Source organism: Tepidimonas ignava (assembly GCF_004342625.1).
Taxonomy (GTDB): domain Bacteria; phylum Pseudomonadota; class Gammaproteobacteria; order Burkholderiales; family Burkholderiaceae_C; genus Tepidimonas; species Tepidimonas ignava.
Map to the genome: position 1 here is coordinate 25743 of NZ_SMAH01000010.1, position 23964 is coordinate 49706.

Annotated in this window: 17 protein-coding genes; 8 read left to right on the forward strand and 9 right to left on the reverse strand. The window is 69.8% G+C overall.

Going from position 1 to position 23964, the window contains the following annotated elements:
* The first annotated feature begins 46 nt into the window (after positions 1-46).
* Together hemN and EDC36_RS08625 are read left to right on the forward strand one after the other, a co-directional pair.
* The gene (gene hemN / locus EDC36_RS08620; protein ID WP_243646536.1) at positions 47-1426 is read left to right on the forward strand and encodes an oxygen-independent coproporphyrinogen III oxidase; all 1380 of its coding nucleotides are present in this window, start codon (positions 47-49) and stop codon (positions 1424-1426) included.
* Positions 1427-1500: 74 nt separating this feature from the next.
* Entirely contained in the window at positions 1501-2175 is a 675-nt protein-coding gene (locus tag EDC36_RS08625) for a sulfite exporter TauE/SafE family protein (protein WP_132962858.1), read from the forward strand.
* On the opposite strand, the gene EDC36_RS08630 is transcribed toward EDC36_RS08625, so the two are convergent.
* The 6 genes from EDC36_RS08630 to metG form a co-directional block, all read right to left on the reverse strand.
* Positions 2141-3094 (reverse strand): DMT family transporter, encoded by a 954-nt coding sequence (locus tag EDC36_RS08630; protein WP_132962859.1) that lies wholly within the window; start codon positions 3092-3094, stop codon positions 2141-2143. The genes EDC36_RS08625 and EDC36_RS08630 overlap by 35 nt on opposite strands.
* Positions 3091-4701, reverse strand: a complete 1611-nt coding sequence (nadB, locus tag EDC36_RS08635; protein WP_132962860.1) for an L-aspartate oxidase — start codon at positions 4699-4701, stop codon at positions 3091-3093. The genes EDC36_RS08630 and nadB overlap by 4 nt, the downstream gene beginning before the upstream one ends.
* 40 nt (positions 4702-4741) lie before the next feature.
* On the reverse strand, positions 4742-5590 hold the full coding sequence (locus tag EDC36_RS08640) for a segregation and condensation protein A (RefSeq protein ID WP_165902840.1): 849 nt from the start codon (positions 5588-5590) through the stop codon (positions 4742-4744).
* Positions 5587-5799, reverse strand: a complete 213-nt coding sequence (locus EDC36_RS08645) for a DUF3460 family protein (RefSeq protein WP_132962861.1) — start codon at positions 5797-5799, stop codon at positions 5587-5589. The genes EDC36_RS08640 and EDC36_RS08645 overlap by 4 nt, the downstream gene beginning before the upstream one ends.
* Before the next feature lie 37 nt (positions 5800-5836).
* A complete protein-coding gene (locus tag EDC36_RS08650; protein WP_132962862.1) occupies positions 5837-7555 on the reverse strand; it encodes a SulP family inorganic anion transporter in 1719 nt (572 codons plus the stop codon).
* A gap of 182 nt (positions 7556-7737) precedes the next feature.
* Complete coding sequence (gene metG / locus EDC36_RS08655; RefSeq protein WP_132962863.1) at positions 7738-9858, reverse strand: methionine--tRNA ligase; 2121 nt, start codon at positions 9856-9858, stop codon at positions 7738-7740.
* A 141-nt stretch (positions 9859-9999) separates the two neighbouring features.
* Here metG and apbC point away from each other — a divergent pair, with 141 nt between their 5' ends.
* The 3 genes from apbC to metH all read left to right on the forward strand — a co-directional run bounded on the left by apbC (position 10000) and on the right by metH (position 15053).
* Entirely contained in the window at positions 10000-11091 is a 1092-nt protein-coding gene (apbC, locus tag EDC36_RS08660) for an iron-sulfur cluster carrier protein ApbC (RefSeq protein WP_132962864.1), read from the forward strand.
* Positions 11092-11202: 111 nt separating this feature from the next.
* Positions 11203-12225 carry a UDP-glucose 4-epimerase GalE gene (gene galE / locus EDC36_RS08665; protein WP_132962865.1) on the forward strand — a complete coding sequence of 341 codons (1023 nt, stop codon included), beginning with the start codon at positions 11203-11205 and terminating at the stop codon, positions 12223-12225.
* Between the two features lie 131 nt (positions 12226-12356).
* On the forward strand, positions 12357-15053 hold the full coding sequence (metH, locus tag EDC36_RS08670) for a methionine synthase (protein ID WP_132962928.1): 2697 nt from the start codon (positions 12357-12359) through the stop codon (positions 15051-15053).
* A 14-nt stretch (positions 15054-15067) separates the two neighbouring features.
* Here the strand turns inward: metH and EDC36_RS08675 are convergent, their stop codons facing one another.
* Both EDC36_RS08675 and EDC36_RS08680 read right to left on the reverse strand, forming a co-directional pair.
* On the reverse strand, positions 15068-17563 hold the full coding sequence (locus EDC36_RS08675) for a GspE/PulE family protein (protein ID WP_243646537.1): 2496 nt from the start codon (positions 17561-17563) through the stop codon (positions 15068-15070).
* Between the two features lie 29 nt (positions 17564-17592).
* On the reverse strand, positions 17593-19146 hold the full coding sequence (locus tag EDC36_RS08680; protein WP_132962866.1) for a YifB family Mg chelatase-like AAA ATPase: 1554 nt from the start codon (positions 19144-19146) through the stop codon (positions 17593-17595).
* A 134-nt stretch (positions 19147-19280) separates the two neighbouring features.
* On the opposite strand from EDC36_RS08680, the gene EDC36_RS08685 reads away from it, so the two are divergent.
* The 3 genes from EDC36_RS08685 to EDC36_RS08695 all read left to right on the forward strand — a co-directional run bounded on the left by EDC36_RS08685 (position 19281) and on the right by EDC36_RS08695 (position 21982).
* Positions 19281-19619 carry a P-II family nitrogen regulator gene (locus tag EDC36_RS08685; protein WP_132962867.1) on the forward strand — a complete coding sequence of 113 codons (339 nt, stop codon included), beginning with the start codon at positions 19281-19283 and terminating at the stop codon, positions 19617-19619.
* Positions 19620-19657: 38 nt separating this feature from the next.
* A complete protein-coding gene (locus tag EDC36_RS08690; RefSeq protein WP_132962868.1) occupies positions 19658-21082 on the forward strand; it encodes an ammonium transporter in 1425 nt (474 codons plus the stop codon).
* A 129-nt stretch (positions 21083-21211) separates the two neighbouring features.
* Complete coding sequence (locus EDC36_RS08695; protein ID WP_132962869.1) at positions 21212-21982, forward strand: TSUP family transporter; 771 nt, start codon at positions 21212-21214, stop codon at positions 21980-21982.
* A gap of 25 nt (positions 21983-22007) precedes the next feature.
* On the opposite strand, the gene mrdA is transcribed toward EDC36_RS08695, so the two are convergent.
* Positions 22008-23960 (reverse strand): penicillin-binding protein 2, encoded by a 1953-nt coding sequence (gene mrdA, locus EDC36_RS08700; protein WP_132962870.1) that lies wholly within the window; start codon positions 23958-23960, stop codon positions 22008-22010.
* Between the last annotated feature and the right edge of the window lie 4 nt (positions 23961-23964).

The following is a 23964-nucleotide window of genomic DNA, read 5'->3' on the forward strand; positions in this document are numbered from 1 at the left end:
GCGGGGCGCTGCGGCACAGTTCAACCCTCAAGGAGTCGTACTTGTTGTGAAACACGTCATCGAGCCCAGCCTGTTGCGCCGCTTCGACATTCCGGGTCCGCGCTACACGTCGTACCCGACCGCGGATCGCTTCGTCGAGGCGTTTGGCGAGCGTGACTACATCCAGGCGCTGGAGCAACGGCGCGCCGGCTCGTTGGCGCTGCCGTTGTCGGTGTACGTGCACATCCCATTTTGCGCGTCGCTGTGCTACTACTGCGCGTGCAACAAGATCATCACGCGCCACCATGAGCGCGCCACCGAGTACCTGCGCTACCTGGGCCACGAGCTGGAGCTGCAGACCCGCCACCTGGGTCGCAACCACCGGGTGAGCCAACTGCACCTGGGCGGGGGCACCCCCACGTTCCTGTCCGACGACGAGCTGGCCGACCTGATGGGCCTGCTGCAGCGCCACTTCGAGCTGGTGCCAGGGGGCGAGTATTCGATCGAGATCGACCCGCGCACGGTGACACCGCAACGGCTGGCGCATCTGCAGCGGCTGGGCTTCAACCGCTTGAGCTTCGGGGTGCAGGACTTCGACCCGACGGTGCAAAAGGCGGTGCACCGTGTGCAACCCGCCGAGCAGGTGTTTGCGCTGATGGCGGCGGCGCGCGAGCTGGGGTTTGAGTCGATCAACGTCGACCTGATCTACGGGCTGCCCCAGCAGACGCCGGAGTCGCTGCGCCACACGCTGGAGCAGGTGCAGCGGTTGCGCCCCGACCGCATCGCCCTGTACGCGTACGCGCATCTGCCGGCGCGCTTCAAGCCGCAGCGGCGCATCGTGGCGGCGGAGCTGCCCAGCGCCGCCGACAAGCTGGCCATGCTGGCGCTGGCGCTGGACATGCTCAGCGCCGCCGGCTACGAGTACATCGGCATGGACCACTTCGCGCTGCCCAACGACGCGCTGGCGGTGGCCAAGCGGCAGGGACGGCTGCACCGCAACTTCCAGGGCTACAGCACGCAGCCGGATTGCGACCTGATCGCGCTGGGGGTGTCGGCCATCGGGCGGGTGGGGGCCACCTACAGCCAAAACGCCAAGACGTTGGAAGAGTATTACGACGCGCTCGATCAGGGGCGGCTGCCCATCATCCGCGGCATGGTGCTGAGCCGCGACGATGTGCTGCGCCGCAGCGTCATCATGGCCATCATGTGCCAGGGGCTGGTGGACTTCGAGTCGATCAACCTGGCGCACCTGGTGGATTTTCGGACCTACTTCGCGCGCGAGCTGGAGCAGCTGCGCGAGCTGGCCCAGTGGGGGTTGGTGCGGGTGCACGACACCCACGTGGAGGTAACGCCGACCGGCTGGTACGTCGTGCGGGCGATCGCGATGGTGTTCGACCGCTACCTGCAGTTGGACCAAGACCGCGCGCGCTTTTCCAAGATCATTTGACAGCGGCCCACGCGGTGCGGGGGCATCCGCGGCGAGGCCGCCCTGCCCAGCGCCGCTGCATTACGATCCCAGCCATGCTTGCTTCGATGACCGTATCCGCGCTGGTGATGGGCCTGGTGGGGGGGCCGCACTGCGTGGCCATGTGCGGGGCCGCGTGCGCGGGCATCGCGCGGGCGGCCGGGCCGCACCCGCAGCGCGCGCTGTGGACGTGGCAGGCCAGCCGGGTGGCCGGCTACGCGCTGCTGGGGGCGCTGGCCGGGGGCACCGTGCAAGGCATGGGCTGGCTTGGGCAAAACACCGTGGTGCTGCGCCCCTTGTGGACCATGCTGCACGTGGCGGCGCTGGTGTTGGGGCTGGCGCTGGTGGTGCAGGCGCGCCAGCCCGCCTTCGTCGACGGCTGGGCGCAGGCGGTGTGGCGGCGTGCGCGGCCGGTGCTGGCGCGTCTGGGGCCGCGTGCGCCGGTGGTGCTGGGGGTGGGGTGGGCGTTGATGCCGTGCGGGCTGCTGTACTCGGCCCTGCTGGTGGCGTCGCTGTCGGCGTCGGTGTGGCAGGGGGCGCTGATCATGGCCAGCTTTGCGCTGGGCACGGCGGTGTCGCTGGCCGCGGGGCCGTGGCTGCTGCTGCGGCTGGCGCAGGCGCGCTCGGGCGGCTGGGGCATTCGGCTGGCTGGCTTGGCCTTGGCCGCCACGTCGGGCTGGGCGCTGTGGATGGGGATCACCCAGCCGACCGGTCTGTGGTGCGCGACGTAACGCGCTCCGGCCACGTGGCTGCGACCAGACCGAGCAGCGCCAGCGCGAAGGCGCCCCATTGCAGGGGCGTGAGGTGTTCGCCCATCACCAGCACGCCGATCGTGGCGGCGCTGATCGGCAGCATCACGGTGAACACGCCGGCGCGCGCCGCAGGCACGTGGCGCAGCCCGGTCATCCACAGCCACACGGTCCACACGCTGGCCGCCAGCGCGTAAAACACCAGCAGCGCCCACAACGGCAGGCTCATGCGGCTCCAGTCGTAGTCAAGGGCGGCCCAGGCGCCCAGCGGGGTCATCAACGCCAGCCCCCACAGGTTGATCAGCGCCGCGATGCGCTTGGGGCCCAGGCGGCCGGTGAGCCGCTTGCCGATGACGACGTAGGCCGCTTCGCACGCCACCGCCGCCAGCACCAGCAGGTTGCCCCACAGCGGCAGTGGCAACCCCAGCCACGTGCCTTGGGCGGCCGGCGCGCCGCCGCCTTTGTCGAGCGAGAACAGCCCGATGCCCAGCGCCGCCAGCGCGATCGCGCCCAACGAGCGGGCGTCGAGCCGCTCGCGCAGCAACCACCATGATTGCAGCGCCACCATGGCGGGGATGGCGGCCATGATGACGCCCGCGGCGCTGGCGGTGGTCAGCCGCACACCGTACAGCATGCACAGGGTGAACAAAAAATTGCCCAGCAACGCTTGCACGAACAGCAGCGCGTGGGTGCGCGGCGTCAGCGGCGGCTCGTCGGCGGGGCGGCGCAGCCAGTGCGGCATGGCGGCCGCGCCGATCAGGTAGCGCAGCCATGCCAGCACGAACACCGGCATGACCGCCAGCAGCGGTTTGGACAAGGCCACGTAGCTGCCCACCAGCGCCATGCTGCTGGCCAGCGCGCCGTAGGCCAGCCACGGGGTGCGGGTGGTGGAGGTCGTCATCGGCGCGGCGGGGTGAGCACCGTCGGCTCGGCCTGGGGCAGGGTGTGAGGGTGGTCGCGGCTGTAGTGCAGGCCACGGCTTTCGTGCCGGCTGCGCGCGCTGCGCACGATCAGGTCGGCCACCTGCACCAGGTTGCGCAGCTCCAGCAGGTCGCGCGTGACGTGAAAGCGCGCGTAGAACTCGTGGATTTCACTGCGCAGCAGCTCGATGCGGTTGGCGGCGCGCTCCAGCCGCTTGTCGGTGCGCACGATGCCGACGTAGTCCCACATGAAGCGGCGCAGCTCGTCCCAGTTGTGGCTGATGACGACTTGCTCGTCGGCGTCGCTGACGCGGCTGTCGTCCCACGGCCGCACGGTGATCGGGGGCGGGGCCGGGTGCGCCACCATGTCCCGGGCCGCCGCGCGGGCGAACACCAGGCACTCCAGCAGCGAGTTGCTGGCCAAACGGTTGGCGCCGTGCAGCCCGGTGTAGCTGGCTTCGCCGACGCAGTACAGGCCCGGCAAGTCGGTGCGGGCGCGCAGGTCGGTCACCACCCCGCCGCAGGTGTAGTGCGCCGCCGGCACCACGGGGATCGGCTCGCGCGTGATGTCGATGCCGAGTTCCGCGCAGCGCTTGAGGATGTTGGGAAAGTGTTCGTGCAAAAACGCCGGCGGCTGGTGCGAGATGTCGAGGTACACGCACGGGATGCCGTGCTTTTTCATCTCGAAGTCGATGGCGCGCGCAACGACGTCGCGTGGCGCCAGCTCGGCGCGCGGGTCGTGGTCCGGCATGAAGCGCCGCGCCCCCAGGTGCGCGGGCAGCTTGAGCACGCCGCCTTCGCCGCGCACCGCCTCGCTGATCAAAAAGCTCTTGGCCTTGGGGTGGTACAGGCACGTGGGGTGGAACTGGATGAACTCCATGTTGGCCACGCGGCAGCCCGCGCGCCACGCCGCGGCGATGCCGTCGCCGGTGGCCGTGTCGGGGTTGGAGGTGTACAGGTACACCTTGCCCGCACCGCCGGTGGCCAGCACGGTGTGCGGGGCGACGAACACGTCCACCTCGTCGCGCGCCTCGTCCAGCACGTACGCACCCAGCACGCGGCGCGGTTGCTCGGGCGCGGTGGCGTGGCGGTCGCTCAGCACCAGGTCGACCAGCACGTGGGTTTCGAACACGTCGATGTTGGGCGCGGCGCGCACGCGCTCGATCAGCGTGTGCTGCACCGCCGCGCCGGTGGCGTCGGCGGCGTGCACGATGCGCCGGTGGCTGTGGCCGCCTTCGCGCGTCAGGTGCAGCTGGTCGCCTTCTTGGGTGAAGGGGGTGCCCAGCGCGCGCAGCCAGCCAATGGCTTCGGGCGCGTGCTCGACGACGAAACGCGTGGCCCGCTCGTCGCACAGCCCGGCGCCGGCCACCAGCGTGTCGCGCACGTGGTCTTCGAAGCTGTCGCCCTCGCCCAGCACGGCCGCGATGCCGCCTTGCGCCCAGCCGCTGGAGCCGTCGGCGATGCCACGCTTGGTGACGATGGCCACGCGCCAGTGCGGCGGCAACAGCAGCGCGGTGGACAGGCCGGCCAAACCGCTGCCGATGATGAGGGCGTCGTAAATGTGGGTGGTGGGGGCCTGGGTGTTCATGGTCGGCAAGGCTGCGATGCTAGCATCGCCGGCCGTGGCCTCAGGTGGGGGTGTAGGTCAGGCACACGTAGATGGGGGCGTAGGGCTCGGCCTGGGTCAGCTCCACCAGCCCCTCTTTGCCCAGCTCCAGCAGCGCGACGAACGTGACCACGGCCACCGCCACGCCGCGCGCGGGGTCGAACAGGGCGTCGAACGCCACGTAGCGTTGGCCTTGCAACCGGCGCAGCAGTTGGCTCATCGTTTCGCGCACCGACAGCGCTTCGCGCTGGATGGTGTGGTGCTGCACCAGGCGCGCGCGGCGCACCACCGCGGCCCAGGCCGCGCGCAGCTCGTCAACCTCGACCTGGGGCCAGCTCGGGGCGGCCGACGGCGCCCACGGCACATGCGCGCGCCAAAAGTCGCGTCCGTGTTGCGGCAAGGCTTCCAGCGCTTGCGCGGCGAGTTTGATGCGCTCGTATTCCAGCAGCCGGCGCACCAGTTCGGCGCGTGGGTCTTCAGGCTCGTCCTCGCCGTCCTGGCGCGGCGCCGGCGGCAGCAGCAGGCGCGACTTGATCTCCAGCAGCATGGCCGCCATCAGCAGGTATTCGGCGGCCAGCTCCAGGTTGCGCTGGCGGATCTGCTCCACGTAGCCGAGGTACTGGCGCGTGACCTCGGCCATCGGGATGTCGAGAATGTTGAAGTTTTGTCGCCGGATCAGGTACAGCAGCAGGTCCAGCGGCCCCTCGAAGGCCTCCAAAAAGACCTCCAGCGCGTCGGGGGGGATGTACAGGTCCTGCGGCAGCGCGAACAAGGGCTCGCCGTACAGGCGCGCCAAGGCCACCTGGTCGACGGTGGCGACCGTCGCACCCTCATCGGGCGTGGGGGGCAGGGTGGCGTCGCCGCCGTTCACCGCAACGACGGTTCGGTCTGGTACACGTAGGGCTTTTGCGGCACCCGCGCCGCCTGGGCCTGGCGGGCAAAGTCGCGGTCTTGCGGACGGTCCCACAGCAGCGCGCGGCCAGCGCGTTGCTCGGCCTCCAACTGCGGCTTGGCGCGCTTGAGCTCGTTGAGAAACTGGGTGGCGTCGGAGACGTAGTCAGGCAAACCGAGCAGGTTCATGGCACAGGTCGTGAACAGGGGTTGAGGTGTGCAGCCATCATTCTAGGGGCGCGGCACGATCGTCGGCTGGGGCGGCCGCGTGCGGCGTCGGGTCGGCGGCGCGGGCCGGACGCTGCCAAGCCGACCAGGCGTGCAGGCGAGCCAGAAAACCGCTGCGGCGCATCAGCGACAGCGGCTGCTCGTGCAGGCCGTCGATGGACAAGCGGCCGCCGCGGCGTGCGATGGCTTGTTGCACCCCTTCCAGCGCGTCCAGCCCCGTGGTGTCGAGCAACTGCAGATCGCTGGCGTCGAGCCGCACGTCCACGCCGTGGGCGGCCCGCTCCACCGCGTCGGTCAGCGCGTCCAGCTTGGTGACGGCACCAAAAAAGAGCGAGCCGTACAGGTGGGCCTCGAGGCGGCTGGGGCTGACGCGGTTGAGCGTGACGCGAAACAGGCTGCTTTGCCGCCGCACGAACAGCACCACCGCCAGCACCAGCCCCAGCTCCACCGCCACCGTCAGGTCGAACACCACGGTGACGGCGAAGGTCGACAGCAGCATCAGGCGGTAGTGCGTGCTGAACTGGCGCAGCCGCACGAACTCGCGCCACTCGCCCATGTTCCAGGCGACGAACAGCAAGATGCCGGCCAGCACCGCCAACGGCACGTGGCGCGCCAGCGGCGCGGCCAGCAGCACGATGGCCGCCAGCGTCAGGGCGTGCACCGCGCCGGCCACGCCGCTGGTGGCGCCGCCGCGGATGTTGGTGACGGTGCGCGCGATGGTGCCGGTGGCGGGCATGCCCCCCACCAACGGCACCGCGATGTTCGCGATGCCCTGGGCCATCAGTTCCTGGTTGGGGTCGTGCGGTCGGCCGCCGTGCAGCTGGTCGGCCACGCGCGCGCACAGCAGCGACTCGATCGCGCCCAGCATCGCGAGGGTCAGCGTCGGCATGACCAACTGGCGCGCCGTTGGCCACGACACGTCCGGCCAGGCCAGCGCCGGCAGGCTTTGGGGAATGCCCCCAAAGCGCGAGCCGATCGTTTCCACCGGCCACTGCAGCGCCCACGCCAGCAGCGACAGCGTCACCAGCGCCACCACCGGGGCCGGCAGGCGCGACGTCGCCCGCAGCGCACCAACCCCTTCCAGCCGCTGCAGCCGCTGCCGAAACGCCGAGTCCACCGCCCACAGCCGCGGCCACACCCACAGCCCGACCACGCACAGCGTGGTCAGCGCCACCGCGTGCGGGTTGATCGAGTCCAGCGCGCCCGCCACCGTGCGCACGATGCCGACGACATCGGCCGGCATCCTGGCCACCTGCAGCCCCAGCGCATCGCGCAGCTGCGACAGCGCGATCAACACCGCGATGCCGTTGGTGAACCCGATCACCACGCTGACCGGCACGAAGCGCACCAAGGTGCCCAGGCGCAGCGCACCCATGGCCAGCAACAGCACGCCCGCGCACAGGGTGCTGACCAGCAGACCCCCCACACCGTGGCGCTCGACGATGCCATAAACGATGACGATGAAGGCGCCCGCCGGACCGCCGATTTGCACCGACGTGCCGCCCAGCAGCGCGATGATCAGGCCGGCCACGATGGCGGTCCACAGGCCGGCCTCGGGGGGCAAACCGCTGGCGATGGCAAACGCCATGGCCAGCGGCAGCGCAACGACGCCGACGGTTACACCGGCGCCCAGGTCGCGCAGCAGGCGCGCGCGGTTGTAGGTGCGCAGGTCATCGAGTAGGCGGGGGTGAAAGGGATGCAGTGCCCAGCGGGCCATGGGGAACCTCCACTTGCGTGCAATACCAACGGCGGGCGGTGCGGGGTTGGCCCGCGCGTGGAGGTCCGCAATGACGCAGCCGCGTGATGAACCGGCGCCGCGCGGTCAGTCCGCGCGGCGGTTGGTTGCGGTGCTGGGGGCACGCGGTCGTCACGGTGCCCCAAGTATACGCCCGCGCGCCGTCAGCGCACGCGCATGCCCGGCTCGGCGCCCGGGTGGGGCTCCAGGATGTACAGCCCGGGGTGGGCGGCGCCATCGGCGTGGCTGGCGGCCAGCACCATGCCCTCGCTGAGGCCAAACTTCATCTTGCGCGGCGCGAGGTTGGCCACCAGCACGGTGAGCTTGCCGACGAGCTGCTCGGGCGCGTAGGCGCTGGCGATGCCGGAAAAGACGTTGCGTGTGCGCCCCTCGCCGACGTCCAGCGTCAGCCGCAGCAGCTTGGTGGAGCCCTCCACACGCTCGCAGGCCACGATGCGCGCGATGCGCAGATCGACCTTGGCAAAGTCGTCGATCGTGATGGTGGGGGCGATGGGCTCGCCGCCCGGCGCGGCCGCCGCCGTGTCGCCGCCGGACGCTGGCGCCATGGGCGGGTTGGGGGGCGCGGGCGGTTCGAACAGCGCCTGCAGCGCCTGCGCGTCCACGCGCTGCATCAGGTGCTGGTACGGCGCGATCGTGTGCCCGGCGCCCAGCGGTTGGCCGGCGTTGGCAAAGTCCAGCGGCGCGCATTGCAAAAAGGCTTCGACCCGCTCGGCGGTGGCGGGCAGCACCGGCTTGAGCATCGCGGTCAGCACGCGAAACGCCTCGATGCAGGTCGTGCACACGTCGTGCAGCCGCTCCTGCAGCTCGGGCTGTTTGGCCAGCTCCCACGGTTTGTTGGCGTCCACATAGGCGTTGACGCGGTCGGCCAGTTGCATGATCTCGCGCACGGCCTTGCCGTACTCGCGCTCGGCCCACAGTTCGGCCACGGCGGGCAGCGCCGACTGCAGCGTGTCCAGCAGCGCTTCACCGTCGGGCGAGATGGCGCCCAGCCGCCCGCCAAAGCGCTTGCTGATGAAGCCGGCGGCGCGCGCGGCGATGTTGACGTATTTGCCCACCAGGTCGCTGTTGACGCGCGCCACGAAGTCGTCCGGGTTGAAGTCGACGTCTTCGACGCGCGGGTTGAGTTTGGCGGCCAGGTAGTAGCGCAGCCACTCGGGGTTGAGGCCCAGCTTCAGGTAGCGCAGCGGGTCGATGCCGGTGCCGCGGCTTTTGGACATCTTGGCGCCGCTGACCGTGATGAAGCCGTGCACGAACACGTGCGTGGGCGTTTTGCGGCCGGCAAAGTGCAGCATCGCCGGCCAAAACAGCGTGTGGAAGTAGGTGATGTCCTTGCCAATGAAGTGGATTTGCTCCACCGCCGGGTCGGCGATGAACTCCTCGAAGCTCTGGGTGGTGCGCGAGGGCGGGTGCCAATGCGCGGCGGCCTGGCCCTTGTCGAAGTGGTTTTTCAGGCTGGCCAGGTAGCCGATCGGGGCGTCGAGCCAGACGTAGAAGTATTTGCCCGGAGCGTCGGGGATTTCGATGCCGAAGTACGGCGCGTCGCGTGAGATGTCCCAATCGCTCAGGCCCACGCGCCCGTCGTCGCCGACGGTGAACCACTCGCGAATTTTGTTGACCACTTCGGGCTGCAGCCGCCCGGGGGTGCTGGTCCATTCCTCCAAAAACTGCACGCAACGCGGGTCGGATAGTTTGAAGAAATGGTGCTGCGATTGGCGCAGCTCGGGCGTGGCGCCCGACAGCGTCGAGGTCGGGTTGCGCAGTTCGGTGGGGCTGTACACCGCGCCGCAGGCTTCGCAGGCGTCGCCGTACTGGTCGGGCGCGCCACAGCGCGGGCATTGGCCCTTGATGTAGCGGTCCGGCAAGAACATCCCCTTGACCGGGTCGTAAAACTGCTCGATCGTGCGCAGCTCGATCAGGCCGGCCGCTTTGAGGGCGAGGTAAATCGATTGCGCCAACGCGTGGTTTTCGGGCGCGTCGGTGCTGTGCCAGTTGTCAAAGCGGATGTGAAAGCCGTCCAGGTACTGCGCGCGCCCGGCTGCGATGTCGGCCACGAACTGCTGGGGCGTTTTGCCGGCTTTTTCGGCGGCGATCATGATCGGGGCGCCGTGCGCGTCGTCGGCACCGACGAAGTGCACCTCGTGGCCCAGCAGGCGCTGCGTGCGCACCCATACGTCGGCCTGGATGTACTCCATGATGTGGCCGATGTGGAAGTGGCCGTTGGCGTAGGGCAGCGCGGTGGTGACGAACAGGCGGCGGTGGCTCATGGACAGCACGCAAGGGGCGAGGGAAAGAACCCGGGATTGTACTGAGGGCATGCGCGGGGTGCACCCCGGGGACCTGCGGTGCCAGCGGCTAGACTATCCCTTGCGCAACCATCCATCACCCACGCGAGGAGCGAGGCATCCATGAGCATCGACACCCAGGCCCTGCTGCAGGCGCTGCAAGCTGTGGTCGATCCCAACACCGGCAAAGACTTCGTGACCACCAAGGCGCTGAAAAACCTGCAGGTCCACGGCGACGAAGTGGCGTTCGAGGTCGAGTTGGGCTACCCGGCGCGCAGCCAGCACGACGCGCTGCGCCGCCAGTTGGTGGCGGCGGCGCGTGGCGTGCCGGGGGTGGGCAACGTGTCGGTGCAAATCACCACCCGCATCCAGGCGCATGCGGTGCAGCGCGGCGTGGCGTTGTTGCCGCAGGTGCGCAACGTGGTGGCGGTGGCCTCGGGCAAAGGGGGCGTGGGCAAAAGCACCACGGCCGTCAACCTGGCGCTGGCGCTGGCGGCCGAAGGCGCCCGCGTGGGCCTGCTCGACGCCGACATCTACGGCCCCAGCCAGCCGATGATGATGGGCATCGAAGGGCGTCCCGAAAGCCTGGATGGGCAGACGATGGAGCCGCTGGTCAACTACGGCGTGCAGGTCATGTCGATCGGCTTTTTGGTGGACAAGCACGAAGCCATGATCTGGCGCGGCCCCATGGCCACGCAGGCGCTGGAGCAACTGCTGCGCCAGACGAACTGGCAGGACCTGGACTACCTGATCGTGGACATGCCACCCGGCACCGGCGACATCCAGCTCACGCTGAGCCAGCGCGTGCCGCTCACTGGCGCGGTGATCGTGACGACCCCGCAAGACATTGCGCTGCTCGACGCGCGCAAGGGCATCACGATGTTCCAAAAGGTCAACGTGCCGATTTTGGGCATCGTCGAAAACATGGCCGTGCACGTGTGCCCGCAGTGTGGGCACGCCGAACATATTTTTGGCGCCGAGGGTGGCAAGCGCATGGCCGCCGAGCTGGGGGTGCCGTACCTGGGGGCCTTGCCGCTCAACCGCAGCATCCGCGAGCAGGCCGACAGCGGCCGCCCCACCGTCGTGGCCGACCCGGACGGCGAGCTGGCCGCGCAGTACAAGGCGGTGGCGCGCCAGGTGGCGCTGGCGGTGGCCGCGCGCGCCAAGGATTATTCAAGTAAGTTCCCCACGATCACGATCAGCCGGGCCACCTGAGGTCGGTCGGCTGTTAAGCCGACCCCCTCCTATAATGACCCGCACGCACGCACGTCACACACACAGCCGCAGCAAGCCGTGATGGCGCGGTCGCGGCAGGGGAAGGCAGGTATGAACATTTTGCTCACCGGGGGGACCGGCTACATCGGCAGCCACACCGCCGTCGTGTTGGCCGAGGCCGGGCACCAGGTCGTTTTGCTGGACAACCTCGCCAACAGCCAGGCCGGTGTGGCGCAGCGCCTCGGCGCCCTCATCGGCCAGACCCCGCCGCTGGAAGTGGTGGATGTGCTCGACACCGTGCGCGTGCGCATGGTGTTGCGGCATTACCGCATCGAGGCAGTGGTGCACTTCGCCGGGCTGAAAGCGGTGGGCGAGTCGGTGGCGCAGCCGCTGACGTACTACCACAACAACGTGGCGGGCACCGTGAGCCTGTTGCAGGCGATGCAGGCTGAGGGGGTGCGCCAGCTCGTCTTTTCCAGCAGCGCCACCGTCTATGGCCAGCCGCAGTACCTGCCGTTGGACGAAGATCACCCCACCGGGGCCACCAACCCGTACGGCCGCACCAAGCTGCACATCGAGCACATGCTGCAGGACCTGGCGGCCAGCGACCCCTCGTGGCGGATCGCCATCCTGCGCTACTTCAACCCGGTGGGCGCGCACCCCAGCGGCCTGATCGGCGAGGACCCCAACGGCATTCCCAACAACCTGATGCCCTACATCGCGCGGGTGGCGGCGGGGCGGTTGCCCCACCTCAACGTCTGGGGTGACGACTACCCCACGCCCGACGGCACCGGCGTGCGCGACTACATCCACGTGATGGACCTGGCCGAAGGTCATCGCGCGGCGCTGGACCACCTGGCGCGCAGCCCGCAGCCGTGCGAGGTGTTCAACCTCGGCACCGGGCAGGGCACCAGCGTGCTGCAAATGGTGCGCGCGTTCGAGCAGGCCAGTGGCCAGCGTGTGCCGTACCGCATCGCGGCGCGGCGGCCCGGGGATGTGGCCGCGTGCTGGGCCGACCCGGCCAAGGCACAGCGCGTGCTGGGCTGGCGCGCCACGCGCGACGTGCACGACATGTGCGCCAGCGCGTGGGCCTACGTGCGTGCCAGCGCGGCGTCGGCGGCGCTGGTGGCGTAGCGCGCCGGCCGTGCGCCCGGCCCCGCGGGTCCACGGCCCGTGGACGCCCGCCTACAATGGCGGGCTTTGACCAACGTGCGGCCGTGACTGCGGTGTCTTCCGAATTCCCTTCGTCCCCTGCGGTGCCCCCGATGATCCTGGCTGGCCTGGAGCCACTGGTCATCGGGCCGGGCAGTCTGTTTGTCAACATTGGCGAGCGCACCAACGTGACCGGCTCGCGCGCGTTTGCGCGCATGATCCTGGAGGGCCGCTTTGAGGATGCGTTGGCCGTGGCGCGCCAGCAGGTGGAGGCCGGTGCCCAGATCATCGACGTCAACATGGACGAGGCCATGCTCGACAGCAAGGCCGCGATGGTGCGCTTCCTCAACCTCATCGCCAGCGAGCCCGACATTGCGCGCGTGCCGGTGATGATCGACTCGTCCAAGTGGGAAGTGATCGAGGCGGGCCTGAAGTGCCTGCAAGGCAAGGGCGTGGTCAATTCGATCAGCCTCAAGGAGGGGGAGGCCGAATTCAAGCGCCAGGCGCGGCTGATCCGGCGCTACGGCGCCGCCACCGTGGTGATGGCGTTCGACGAGCAGGGCCAGGCCGATACCTTGCAGCGGCGCATCGACATTTGCGCGCGCGCCTACCGCATCCTGGTGCAGGAGGTGGGCTTTCCGCCCGAGGACATTATCTTCGACCCCAACATCTTTGCGATCGCCACCGGCATCCCGGAGCACGACCGCTACGCGGTGGACTTTATCGAGGCCACGCGCTGGATCAAGGCCAACTTGCCCGGCGCCAAGGTCTCGGGCGGGGTGAGCAACGTCAGCTTCAGCTTCCGCGGCAACGAGCCGGTGCGCGCGGCCATCCACACGGTGTTTTTGTACCACGCCATCCGCGCCGGCATGGACATGGGCATCGTCAACGCCGGGCAAATCGGGGTCTACGACGAGCTGGATCCCGAGCTGCGCGAACGCGTCGAAGACGTGGTGCTGGCGCGCCGGCCGGACGCCACCGAGCGCTTGCTGGCGCTGGCCGAGCACGTCAAAGGCGCGGCCAAGGACGACAGCGCCCGCCTGGCGTGGCGCGCGCTGCCGGTGGAGCAGCGGCTGCAGCACGCGCTGGTGCATGGCATCACCGACCACATCGTCGAAGACACCGAAGCGTGCTGGCGCGCCATCGAAGCGCGCGGCGGGCGGCCGCTGGAGGTGATCGAAGGCCCGTTGATGGCGGGCATGAACACGGTGGGCGACTTGTTTGGCGCGGGCAAGATGTTTTTGCCGCAGGTGGTCAAAAGCGCGCGCGTGATGAAGCAGGCGGTGGCCCACCTGGTGCCGTACATCGAGGCGGAAAAGGCCCAGATGCTGGCCGCCGGGGCTGAGGTCAAGCCCAAGGGCACGATCGTCATCGCCACCGTCAAGGGCGACGTGCACGACATCGGCAAAAACATCGTCAGCGTGGTGCTGCAGTGCAACAATTTCAACGTCGTCAACATGGGTGTCATGGTTCCGTGCCACGACATCCTGGCCAAAGCCAAGGAAGTGGGCGCCGACGCGGTGGGGTTGTCGGGGTTGATCACGCCCAGCCTGGACGAGATGCAGCACGTGGCCGCCGAGATGGACCGCGACCCCTGGTTCGTCGAGCGCGGCGTGCCGCTGTTGATCGGGGGCGCGACGACCAGCCGCGTGCACACCGCGGTCAAGATCGCGCCCAAGTACCGCGGGCCGGTGGTGTACGTGCCGGATGCCTCGCGCGCGGTGGGGGTGGCGCAGGCGCTGCTGGGCGAGCAGCGCGCCGCGTTCGTGGCCGAGGTGCAGGCCGACTACGAGCGCGTGCGCCAGCAACACGCGGCCAAAAAGCCCGTGGCGCTGTGGCCCCTGGCCAAGGCGCGCGCCAACCGCACCCCCATCGACTGGGGGGCGTGGCAGCCGCCGCGCCCGGCGCTGCTGGGGCGGCGCGTGCTGCGCAACCTGAACCTGGAGGAACTGGCGCGCTACATCGACTGGACGCCGTTTTTCCAGACCTGGGACCTGGCGGGCCGCTACCCGGACATTTTGCAGGACGAGGTGGTGGGCGAGCAGGCGCGCAAGGTGTTCGACGACGCGCAGGCGATGCTGCGGCGGCTGATCGACGGGCGCTGGCTCAGCGCGCATGCGGTGGTGGGGCTGTGGCCGGCCAGCGGCGAGGGCGACGACATCGTGCTGTACGCCAATGAAGCGCGCACGCAGCCGCTGATGACCTGGTACAACCTGCGCCAGCAAACGCCCAAAGAGGTGATCGACGGCGTGATGCGCCCGAGCCGCTGCCTGGCCGACTTCGTGGCGCCGCTGGCCAGCGGGGTGGCCGACTACGCCGGCGCGTTTGCCGTGACCGCTGGTGTGGGGGCTGACGAGCGCGCCGCCGCGCTGGAGGCGGCGCAGGACGACTACGGCGCCATCATGCTCAAAGCGCTGGCCGACCGCCTGGCCGAGGCCGCCGCCGAATGGCTGCACGAACGCGTGCGCAAAGAACTGTGGGGCTACGCCCCGCACGAGGCGCTGACCAACGAGGCGTTGATCGCCGAGCGCTACCAGGGTATCCGGCCCGCGCCGGGCTACCCCGCCTGCCCGGACCACACGGTCAAGACGGACCTGTTCGCGTTGCTGGGGGCGCACGAGGTGGGCATGGGGCTGACGGAAAGCCTGGCGATGACCCCGGCGGCCAGCGTCAGCGGCTTTTACCTGGCGCATCCGCAGGCCACGTACTTCAACGTCGGCCGCATCGGGCACGATCAGTTGGAGGATATGGCGCGCCGCCGCGGCATGCCGGTGGAGGAACTGGCGCGCTGGCTGGCGCCGTTGCTGTAGTCCGCCGTTGGGGCTTACTGCGCCGTGCTGGCGCGGATCTCATCGACCGTGGTCAAGCCCTGCAGGGCCTTGACGATGCCGTCTTGCCGCAGCGTGCGAAAGTGTCCGTGCTGCGTGGCTGCGTGCGCCAGCGCTTCGGCCGGGGCGCGGGTCTGGATCAGGCGGCGCACCTGCGCGTCGACCATCAGCAGTTCGTGCAACCCAAGCCGTCCCCGGTACCCGGTGTGGTCGCACTGGGGGCAGCCGGTGGGGGTGACCCACAGCGGCTGGGCGCCCTGCAGGCTGGCCGACCACTCGGCCAGCACCGCCTCGGGGCTGGGGCGCAAGTCCTCGGGGAACAGGTGGCGCCAGTCTTCGATGAGCTCGTCGCGCTGCGCGTCCTGCAGGGGCTGGCGCTGGGCGCAGTGTGGGCACACGCGCCGCACCAGCCGCTGCGCCAGCACGGCGGTGAGCGAATCGGCGAAGTTGAACGGGTCCATGCCCATGTCCAGCAGACGCACGACCGTCTCGGGCGCGCTGTTGGTGTGCAGCGTGGACAGCACCAGGTGCCCGGTGAGGCTGGCCTCGATGGCCATTTGCGCGGTTTCGGTGTCGCGGATTTCGCCCACCATGATGACGTCGGGGTCCGCGCGCAAAAACGCCCGCAGCGCTTGGCTGAACGTCCAGCCGATTTTGGGGTTGACCTGCACCTGGCGCAGCTCGGGGTTGGTGATTTCGACCGGGTCTTCGGCGGTCCAGATCTTGCGCTCCGGCGTGGCGATGTGCTGCAGCAGCGCGTGCAGCGTGGTGGTTTTGCCGCTGCCGGTGGGGCCCACGCACAACACCATGCCGTGCGGGCGTTGCACGGCTTGCTCCAACCGGCTGAGGATGGACGTCTGCAGCCCAAGCTCGTGCAGCGGCATGGCACGCGCACTGGACAGCAGGCGCAGCACCACGTCTTCGGCGCCGCCGTAGGTTGGGATGGTGGCCACGCGCAGCTCGATGCGGTGCTGCGGCGAGTATTTGGCAAAGTCGATCTTGCCGTCCTGCGGCTTGCGACGCTCGGAGATGTCGAGGTCGCACATGATTTTCAGGCGCGCCACCAGCGCCGCGCGGTAGGTGTGCGGCAGCTCCATGTAGGGCCGCAGCCGCCCATCTTTGCGCAGGCGGATGCGCACCTTGCGCTTGCCAGGAAAGGTTTCGACGTGGATGTCGGAAGCGCCCTGGTGGTAGGCCTCGATGATGATCGAGTTGATCAGCCGCACCAGCGAGTTGTCCGACTGTTCGACGGGCGCCAGCGCCTCGCCATCGTCGTCGCTGCTTTCTTCGAGCGAGGCCAGCAGCGCTTCGGTGTTGGGCGCCTCGGCGCCGCCCGCGGGCTCGGGCCGCTGGGGCTCGGCGCCGCCATCGAGCCCGAAGCGCGCGTAGGCTTGGGTCACCGCGCGCGCGTCCAGCGGCGTGCTGGCCAGCGTGGGTACGGCCTTGCACTGCAGCGTGAACTCCAGCTCGTCCAGCGTGGCGCGGCGCGAGGGGTCTTCGGCGGCGATGATGAGCGTGCCGTTGCGCCACAGCAGCGGCACGATGCGCAGCCGCCGCGCCATCGCCAACGGCACACGGCGCAGGGCGTCGGCGTCGATGGGGAAACTGTCCAGGTCCACGACCGGGTAGCCCATCTTGCGCGCCAGCGCCACGCGCAACTGCTCGCGCGTCAGTAGCCCGCTTTGCACCAACAGCTCGCCCAGCGGGGTGTTGCGCTCCTGCTGCTGGCGTTGCAGCGCCTCTTGCAGTTGTGCTTCGGTGATGAAGCCCAGCGCCGTGAGCGCTTCGCCGATGCGCACCAGCGGCATGCGCTGCTGTTCTTCGAGCGCCTGCAGCAGCTGTTCGGGCTTGACGATTTCCTTGACCACCAGGTAGTCGCCCAGCTTGCGCTTGCGAAGCGCCTCTTGCTCGCGCGCGGCTTGCTCCACCTGCTCCGGTGTCAGGGCCTGCTGCTCGACCAGCACGCGCCCGATCGCCTCGCCCACCTGCAGCTCGCGGTACGCTTCGCGGGGCCAAAAAATGCGCTGCACACGGTCGTGCTCGTCGATCGGCTCGAACAAAAAAACGCCCGCGTCCGATTCCACGTGCCCAATGGTGTGGCCGGTGCGCGTGCTGCCGTCGCTGAGCACGATGCGGTACGGCAGGTGCGGGCGGTGACGCACCAAGGCCTCGAAGCTGCTGTCCGGGGGCTGGGTGTCGGTGATTTCGACGGGGGCCAGCGGTGCGGTCAACGTGAGCCGGCGAAACATGTCGAAGCGCAGCGGCATCACCGCGCGCGACGGCGGCACCTGGATCTGCGCCACGCGCCGGTCCAGCTCCAGCGCCACCAGCACGGCGCTGCGCACCTGGCCGTTGATGCCTTCGATCTCACACGGCTCGGGACCGCCGCTGCCCGTAGGGTTGGCGTACGCGATGTACGGTGGGGTGGGCCAGCGCAACGCCGGCGGCGAGGGTTCGGCTTCGGCAGGAACGGCGTCGGTGGCGGCTTGCATGGCGGGCGCGGCAACGGTGTGCTGCGCGATTATGCGGGCAACGCGCCCGCCGCGGGGCGGTACTGCAACGCTTCGGCCACGTGGTGTGGTTCGATGGCCACACTGCCGGCCAGGTCGGCGATGGTGCGCGCCACGCGCAGCGTGCGGTGGGTGGCCCGTCCGGACCAGCCCAGGCGCACGGCGGCTTGCTGCAGCAGCCGTTGCGCGCCGTCGCTCAGGCACGCGTGCCGCAGCAACGCCTCGCCCTGCAGCGCGTGGTTGGCGGCGCCTTGCCGCTGCATGGCGCGCTGGTGCGCTTGCGCCACCCGCTGGCGCACCGTGGCACTGGGCTCGCCGGGGCTTGCCTGCAGCAGTTGGTCGGGCGGCAGCGCGGGCACTTCCACCTGCAGGTCGATGCGGTCCAGCAGCGGGCCGCTGAGGCGCGCGCGGTAGCGCTGCACCTGCTCCGGGGTGCAGCGGCAGCGTGGGTGGGGGGCACCCAGGTAGCCGCACGGGCACGGGTTCATCGCCGCCACCAACTGAAAGCGTGCCGGGTATTCCACCTGCCACTGGGCGCGTGACAGGCGCACGCTGCCGGTTTCCAGCGGTTCGCGCAACGCCTCCAGCGCCGCACGGCTGAACTCGGGCAGCTCGTCCAGAAACAGCACGCCGTGGTGCGCCAACGAAATTTCGCCTGGCCGTGGCGGCGAGCCGCCGCCCACGAGCGCCGCCGCGCTGGCCGTGTGGTGTGGGTTGGCCCAAGGGCGCTGACGCCACTGTTCGGGCCGAAACCGCCCCAGCAGCGACGCCAGGGCGGCCGCTTCCAGCGCCGCTTCGTCATCCAAGGGCGGCAGCAGCCCGGGCAGGCGCTGCGCCAGCATCGATTTGCCGCTGCCCGGCGGTCCGATCAGCAGCAGGCTGTGGCCGCCGGCGGCGGCGATTTCGAGCGCGCGGCGGGCCGCCGCTTGCCCTTTGACGTCGGCCAGGTCCGGGCCGCAGGGTGCGTCGGGCGCGCTGGGTTGACCGCTCAACACGCACCAGCCGTCCGTGTCGTCGGCCGCGCCGGTGCCGGCGGCCAACGCCAAGTGCCGCACAACGTCGGCCAAATGGCGCGCACGCACCACGGTCAGCCCGGGCACCAAGGCGGCCTCTTCGGCGCTGTCTGGAGGCAGCACCAAGGTGCGCGATGGTGCGCCATGCACCATGTCGGTGCGTACGGCCAGCGCCATCGGCAACGCGCCGCGCACCGCCCGCAGCGCACCGGTCAGCGACAGCTCACCCGCGAACTCGTAGCCGTGCAGCCGCGCCGCGTCGAGCTGGCCACTGGCCGCGAGGATGCCCAGGGCAATGGGCAGGTCCAGCCGCCCCGACTCCTTGGGCACGTCGGCTGGCGCGAGGTTGACCGTGATGCGCTGGTTGGAAGGCCACGTCAGGCCGCTGGTCTGGATGGCCGAGCGCACGCGCTCGCGGGCTTCCTTGACTTCGGTGTCGGCCAAGCCGACCAGCGTGAAGCTGGGCAGCCCGTTGGCCAGGTGCACCTCGACGTGCACCGGCAGCGCTTGCAGCCCCAACAGCGTGCGGCTGCGCACCACGCACAAGCTCATCGTTGTCGATCCTCCCCGTCAGGCCCGAGCACCGATGATGCCACAGCGTGGGCAGGGCACGGTTGGCACGCTTCGTGCTTACGCTGAGCATGCGCCGCGGCTGCGGCAAGCCACCCAACGAGGAAAGGAAAGCCATGAAACTGGTCACCGCGATCATCAAACCGTTCAAGCTGGACGAGGTGCGCGAGGCGCTTGCGGCCATTGGGGTGCAGGGCGTCACCGTCACCGAGGTCAAAGGGTTCGGGCGCCAAAAGGGCCACACCGAGCTGTACCGCGGCGCGGAGTACGTGGTCGACTTTTTACCCAAGGTCAAGGTCGAGGCGGCGGTGCCCGATGAGCGCGTCGAGGCGGTCATCGAGGCCATCGAAGGTGCTGCACGCACCGGCAAGATCGGCGACGGCAAGATTTTCGTGCTGCCGCTGGAGCAAGTGATTCGCATCCGCACCGGTGAGACCGGCGTGGACGCTTTGTGAGGCGATCGATTGACCTAACCGTTGGCAAGGGGATAGCGATGAAACGACTGTTGATGGGTTTGTGTATGGGCCTGGGGTTGCTGTGGGGTGCCACGGCGTGGGCCCAGGGTGAGGCGGCCAAGGAGGCCGCGCCGGCGGCGCCTGCGGCCGCGGCGGTGCAGGAGGCGCCGGCCACGCCAGCCGAGCCCGCCGCGGCACCGGCGGCGCCGGCCGAACCGGCCACCCCGACGGTCACCGTGGACAAGGGCGACGTGGCCTGGATGATGACCTCGACCTTGCTGGTCATCATGATGGTGATTCCGGGCCTGGCGCTGTTTTACGGCGGCTTGGTGCGCAGCAAGAACATGCTGTCGGTGCTGATGCAAGTGCTGATGGTGTTTTCGCTGATCACCGTGCTGTGGGCGCTGTACGGCTACAGCCTGGCCTTTGGCGGCGAGGGGGCCATCATCGGCAGCTTGGACAAGGTGTTTCTGATGGGCGTGACGACGGCGTCGCTGGCCGACACCTTCACCGAAAACGTCAAGCTGCCCGAGTTGGTCTTCGTGGCCTTCCAGGCGACGTTCGCTGGCATCACCTGCGCGCTGATCGTGGGCTCGTTTGCCGAGCGCATCAAGTTTGGCGCCGTGCTGCTGTTCAGCGCCATCTGGTTTACGTTCAGCTACCTGCCGATCGCGCACATGGTGTGGGGGCCGGGCGGCTACCTGCTGGGCAAGGGCGCGCTGGACTTCGCCGGCGGTACTGTGGTGCACATCAACGCCGCGATGGCCGGCCTGGTGGGCGCCTACATGCTGGGCAAGCGCATCGGCTACGGGCGTGAAGCGATGCCCCCGCACAGCCTGACGCTGACAATGGTGGGCGCGTCGCTGCTGTGGGTGGGCTGGTTCGGCTTCAACGCCGGCTCCAACCTGGAGTCCACCGCGGGGGCCGCGCTGGCTTTCCTCAACACGCTGCTGGCCACGGCGGCGGCGGTGCTGGCCTGGTCGATCGGTGAAGCGATGCACAAGGGCAAGGCCTCGATGCTGGGCGCGGCTTCGGGCGCGGTGGCGGGGCTGGTGGCCATCACGCCGGCGTGCGGCTCGGTCGGCCCGATGGGGGCGCTGGTCATCGGCTTGGTGGCGGGCTGGCTGTGCCTGTGGGGGGTGACCGGCCTGAAAAAGATGCTGGGCGCGGACGACTCGCTGGACGTGTTCGGGGTGCACGGCGTGGGTGGCATCGTCGGTGCGCTGCTGACCGGGGTGTTCGCGGCGCCGACGCTGGGGGGCACCGGTGCGGAAGACTTCTCGATCGCCAGCCAGTTGCTGGTGCAGGCTGAAGGGGTCGTCATCACGATGGTGTGGTCCACGGTGGTGGCGGCGGTGGCCTACAAGATCGTCGACATGGTGATGGGGCTGCGCGTGAGCGAAGAAGAAGAACGGGAGGGCCTGGACATCACCTACCACGGGGAGTCGGCGTACAACCGCTGATCACACGGCGTACGCTGTTGGGGGGTAGCCCGGTGCCTGGTGCAGGCACCGGGTTTTTTTGCTTGTGGACGGTCGCGGGGGCGTCAAGCGCCGGCGTGCGGGGGCGTTGGGGCGGCTACCATCGGGGCGATGGAATGGCTGATCTTGACCGCCGCGGCCGGGCTGGCCGGGTTTGTCGATGCGATCGTGGGCGGTGGCGGCCTGATACTGGTGCCGGCGCTGTTCGCGACGTTTCCCGCCGCGCACCCGGCCACGTTGCTGGGCACGAACAAAAGCGCCTCGGTCTGGGGCACGGCCGCGGCCACCTGGCGCTACGCGCGCCGCGTGGCGCTGCCGTGGCGCGCGCTGTGGCCGGCGGTGGGTGTGTGCTTGGTGGGCGCGTGGGCGGGGGCGTGGCTGGTGACGGTGGTGCGTCCCGACGCGCTGCGGCTGGCGCTGCCGGCGGTGCTGCTGGTGGTGCTGCTGTACACCCTTGCGCGCAAAGACCTGGGGCGCCACCACCGACCGCGCTTCAGCGGTCGCGCCGAGGCGTGGGCGGCCTGCGCCGTGGGCGGCGGCATTGGGCTGTACGACGGTTTTTTTGGTCCGGGCACCGGCAGTTTTTTGGTGTTTGCCTTTGTGCGCTGGCTGGGCTACGACTTTTTGCGCGCCAGCGCGGCGGCCAAGCTGCTCAACACCACCTCCAACGTGGCGGCGGTGGCGCTGTTCGCCGCCAAAGGGCACGTGTGGTGGCACTACGGCGTGGTGATGGCGTTGGCCAACGTGGCGGGCAGCCTGTTGGGCACGCGGTTGGCGCTGCGCCACGGGGCGGGGTTTGTGCGCGGGGTGTTTTTGCTGGTGGTCACGGCCCTCATCGCCAAAACGGCGTGGGACGCCTGGGGCACGGTGGGGGGCCACTGAGTCGGCGCTCACCCCGCCGGCGCGCTCACGGGCGTGGTGGCCAGGGGACTTCCTCGACGCGCCGCGGCACGCCGATGGGCGCGGCGGTTTGACCTTTTTGCGTCGCGGCGATGTCCTCCTCGCTGGGGTACAAGCCCAACAGCAGGTAGTCGAACACGCGTCGCACGATGGGCGCGGCGTGGGCCGCCCCAAAGCCCGCGTTTTCGACGATGGCGGCCACCACGTAGCGGGGCGCCTCGGCCGGCGCGAACGCCACGTACAGCGAATGGTCGCGTTGGTACTCGGCCAGCCGCGCGGCGTCGTAGCGCTCGCGCTGCCCGATCGTGACCGCCTGCGCGGTGCCGGTTTTGCCGCCGCTGCGGTACGGTGCGCCCGCGAACGCCCGGGCCGCCGTGCCCTCGGTGGTGACGCCCACCATCGCATCCAGCACCACGCGCAGGTGCTCGGGGCGGTACCCCAGCGGCCGGGGCGGCTGGGCTGCGGCCAGGGCCTGGGGGGGCTGGCCGACCGGCAACGCTTGGAGGGCCACGTGGGGCGTCATGCGCTGGCCGCCGTTGGCCAGCGCCGCCACGGCGGTGGCCAGTTGCAGCATCGTGAAGCTGTTGTAACCCTGGCCAATGCCCAGCGAAATCGTTTCGCCCGGGTGCCAGCGTTGCTGCTCCGGCTGGCGGTACGCGGCGCGTTTCCAGGCGGGGCTGGGCAGGATGCCGCGCACCTCACCCGGCAGGTCGATGCCGGTGAGCTGTCCAAAACCCAACGGGGCCATGAAGTCGTGGATGGCCTGCACCCCCATCTCGTGCGCCAGCGTGTAGTAGTACACGTTGCTCGACAGCACGATGCTGCGGCGCAGGTCCACCATCCCCAGCGCCGTTTCCCCGTGGCTGCGGAAGCGGTGGTTGCCCAGCGTCCAGTAGCCGGGGTCCAGCACCGCGGTCTGCGGGGTGCGCAGCCCCAACTCCAGCGCGGCCAGCGCCATGAAGGGCTTGTAGGTGGAGCCCGGCGGGTAGGTGCCGCGCAGCGCGCGGTTGAGCAGCGGGCGATCCAGCGATTCGTTCAGTTCGCGCCAGGAGTCGCTGTCGATGCCATCGACGAACAGGTTGGGGTCGAAGGTCGGCATGCTGACCAGCGCCAGCACCTCGCCGCTGTGGGCATCGAGCGCCACCAGCGCGCCGCGGCGTCGGCCATAGAGCCGCTCCACCAGGTGCTGCAGCCGCACATCCAGCGCCAGGCGGATGTCGTCGCCGGCCTGCGCGGGGGTCACGCCCAGGCGCCGCACCGCGCGGCCGGTGGCGGTGGTTTCCAGCAGCTCCAGACCGGTGCGGCCGTGCAGCCGCTCCTCCTGGGCCGCTTCGACGCCCACCTTCCCGATGTGGGTGGTGCCGCGGTAGTTGGCCAAACGCTCGTCGGGCCAGTCGTCCATCTGCGCGCGGTCGCGTTCGCTGATGCGGCCGATGTAGCCCACCACGTGCGCGGCGGTTGTGCCGAGCGGGTAGCGGCGCAGTTGGCGCGCCTGGATCTCCACCCCCGGCAGCGCCCACAGGTGCGCGGCCACGCGCGCCATTTCGGCTTCGCTCAGGCGGCTTTTGAGCGGCAGCGGATCGAAACGCTTGGATTCGGCGCGCAGGCGGCGAAAACGCTGCAGGTCGCGCGGGGTGAGCTCGACCAGCTCGCCCAGCCGCTGCAGGGTTGCCTCCAGGTCGGGCGTGCGGCCGGGGGTGACTTCCAGCGTGTAGACCGGCACGTGGTCGGCCAGCACGACGCCGTGGCGGTCCAGGATACGGCCACGGGTGGGCAGCAGCGGCACGACGGCGGTGCGGTTGCCCTCGGCCTGGGCGACGTAGCGGTCGTGGTGCAGCACCTGCAGCACGTAGGCGCGCACGCCCAGCAGGCCGAGCAGTGCCCAGGCCACCCCCAGCGCCACCCACGCGCGGCGGCGCTGGCGCTCGATGCGGTCCTGGGGGTCGGTGACCAGCGCCATCGCG